Annotated in this window: 3 protein-coding genes; all 3 read right to left on the bottom strand. The window is 62.4% G+C overall.

The window, feature by feature from the left end; all coding sequences use genetic code 11:
- Positions 1-44 precede the first annotated feature (44 nt).
- Positions 45-1,577, bottom strand: coding sequence for an IS66 family transposase (gene tnpC, locus SB822_RS54360; RefSeq protein WP_007576368.1), 1,533 nt, complete (start codon positions 1,575-1,577; stop codon positions 45-47).
- Positions 1,578-1,640: 63 nt separating this feature from the next.
- Positions 1,641-1,976, bottom strand: a complete 336-nt coding sequence (gene tnpB / locus SB822_RS54355; protein ID WP_007576369.1) for an IS66 family insertion sequence element accessory protein TnpB — start codon at positions 1,974-1,976, stop codon at positions 1,641-1,643.
- A complete protein-coding gene (gene tnpA, locus SB822_RS54350) occupies positions 1,973-2,425 on the bottom strand; it encodes an IS66-like element accessory protein TnpA (RefSeq protein WP_081498762.1) in 453 nt (150 codons plus the stop codon). Before tnpA ends, tnpB begins: the two co-directional genes overlap by 4 nt.
- Positions 2,426-2,447 lie beyond the last annotated feature (22 nt).

Here is a 2,447-nt window from a genome sequence, read left to right as displayed (position 1 = left end):
GTAAGCGCCCGGCAAAGGCATCCCTGGGCGTAAATTGCCGTCAATCAAGTCGCGGCAGGTGCCCAGCGATGCGGTAGAAGCGCGGCGATATCGTCGGCTCGGTGGGTAGGCAGGCGATTGAGCACGTCTTTCAGATAGACGTAGGGATCGTGGCCATTGAGCTGCGCAGTTCGAATCAAGCTCATGATCGCAGCGGCGCGTTGCCCCGCGCGCAGTGATCCCGCAAACAGCCAGTTCGATCGGCTGATGGCCCAGGGACGGATCTGATTTTCCAGCCAGTTGTTGTCGATGGGCACATGCCCATCGACCAGATAATGCGTGAGCGCCTCCCAGCGCCTGAGGCTGTAGTCGAGCGCCTTGGCGATCGCCGATCCCTCGGAGACCAGTTTGCGCTGGGCGAGCATCCACTCATGTAAGGCATCGGCGATCGGCCGTGCGCGCTCCTGGCGAACTTCACATCTGCGATCCGGCTTGAGTTCTGCGACGTCGCGCTCGACAGCGTATAGCGCGCCGAAGTATTTCAGTGCCTGTTCGGCGATCTGACTTTTGTGGTTGGTGTGCAGTTCAAAGAACTTCCGTCTGGCATGCGCAACACATCCGATTTCAGTGATGCCCAGCTCGAATCCGGCTTTGTAGCCGCTGTGGTCGTCACATACCAGCTTGCCGCGCCAATCGCCAAGGAACGCGCGAGCATGTTCGCCCGCACGGCTGTCGGCGAACTCATAGACCACGGCGCGCACATCGGCGAACTGCGTCGTGGCATACGCCCATACGTACGCGCGCTGCGTCTTTCCTTTGCCGGGTACCAGCATCTGCACCGGCGTCTCATCGGCGTGCAGCACATCGTGCTGCAGAAGCACTTCGCGAAGCGCGTCGACTAGCGGCTGCAACCGTACGCCGCAAACGCCGACCCACTCGCCAAGCGTCGATTGCGGGATCGCCAGGCCGGCGCGCTCGAAGATGCGTTCCTGACGGTACAGCGGCAAGTGATCGCCGTACTTGGCGACCAGCACCTGTGCGAGCAACCCGGCGGTGGGAATGCCCTTGTCGATCACATGCGGCGCAACCGGCGCCTGAATCAGCGTTTCGCACGCCTTGCAGGCCCACTTGCCGCGAATGTGCCGCTCGACCGTGAACACCCCGGGCGTATAGTCCAGCTTCTCGCTGATGTCCTCGCCGATACGCACTCGCTGGCAACCGCACAAGCACGTCTTGTCCTCGGGTTCGTGGTGGATGTCGGTGCGCGGCAAGTGTGGGGGCAACGGTGTGCGCTTGGGCTTCTGACGTTGCTCGCCCGCCGGCGTAGTCGGCTGCAACTGCTCAAGTTCGATTTCAAGTGCGGCCAGATCGGCGTCGATAGCCTCATTGAGCAGACTCATCTGCTCGACGTTGAGCTGCTCGCTGCGCTTGCCGAAATGCAAGCGCCTGAGCGTGGCTATCTCGTGTGTGAGCTGGTCAATGCGCGTCTGACGGTAGCGCAGTTCCCGCTCGTTCTCACCGACCTGAGCCATCAACTGCGCAGCCAGCGTGCGCAGTTCGTCGGGGCTCAGGGTGTCGAGGTTGGCGGGCAGGTTCATGAGGCCAGTCTGCCAGAACCCAACCCGCTGCGGCAAGCAAGCCAGTTTACGGCTTTGGGGGTATTACACGACGGTGATCGCGTGATCGTGCGTGAGCGTCTGCCAGGGTAGCCCCGTCACCAGCGCTCGCAACTGCTCGGGATTCAGCGCGGTGGCGATCGCCTGGTCACCGTTCGTCCAGATGAATCGCCCCTTGTTCAGCCGACGCACGGCCAGCCAGATACCGAACCCGTCGTACACGAGCACCTTCATGCGCGTCGAGTGCTTATTGGCAAACAGGTACGCGTGATGCGGACGTGCCGCGCCGAACACCTTGACTACTCGCGCCAGGATTGTATCGATACCGGCGCGCATATCGATGGGCTCCGTCGCCAGCCAGATCGCGTCGATGCGGATCATCGCAGCCACCCTTGCAACCAGGCGGCGCAATCGGCTGCAGCGCAAAGTGGCCAGCGTACCGTCACGGTCGCCGCCCCGCGGCGTACCTCGATCTGGATCTCCGTCGAAGTGGGCTCCGCGCCTGGCGCTTCCAGTTGCAGCGGGACAAACTCCGCCGGCGGTGCGCTCATCGACTGGCGCGCCTCGCGCGCGAGGTCTTGCTCTTCCCGGGCGGCTACCCATCGCCGCAACAAGTTCGCATTCAACCGGTAATGCAGTGCCACCGCGGCGATCGACACATTTGGCTGCATCGCCGCGCCGATCACCTTCTCCTTGAACTCCTTGCTGTGGCGGCGCCGCCGCGTTGGCTGCACCACTTCCAGAATCGCCTCATTCTCGTTCATAGCGTACACGTGTCCACTTAAAAAATAGGTGGACACGATCGTCGCTTCCTCGTCCTGTCGGTTCAAGGTGACATTGCCGGGGGCTTAC

This window comes from Paraburkholderia sp. SIMBA_054 (assembly GCF_046534875.1).
GTDB lineage: Bacteria > Pseudomonadota > Gammaproteobacteria > Burkholderiales > Burkholderiaceae > Paraburkholderia > Paraburkholderia hospita.
The sequence above is the reverse complement of the archived record's forward strand: the minus strand, read 5'-3'. Positions and strand labels throughout refer to the sequence as shown.

Bases quoted from the DNA above. Each gene is read 5' to 3' on its own strand.
- tnpC (WP_007576368.1), bottom strand. From the start codon at position 1,577: ATGAACCTGCCCGCCAACCTCGACACCCTGAGCCCCGACGAACTGCGC.
- tnpB (WP_007576369.1), bottom strand. From the start codon at position 1,976: ATGATCCGCATCGACGCGATCTGGCTGGCGACGGAGCCCATCGATATG.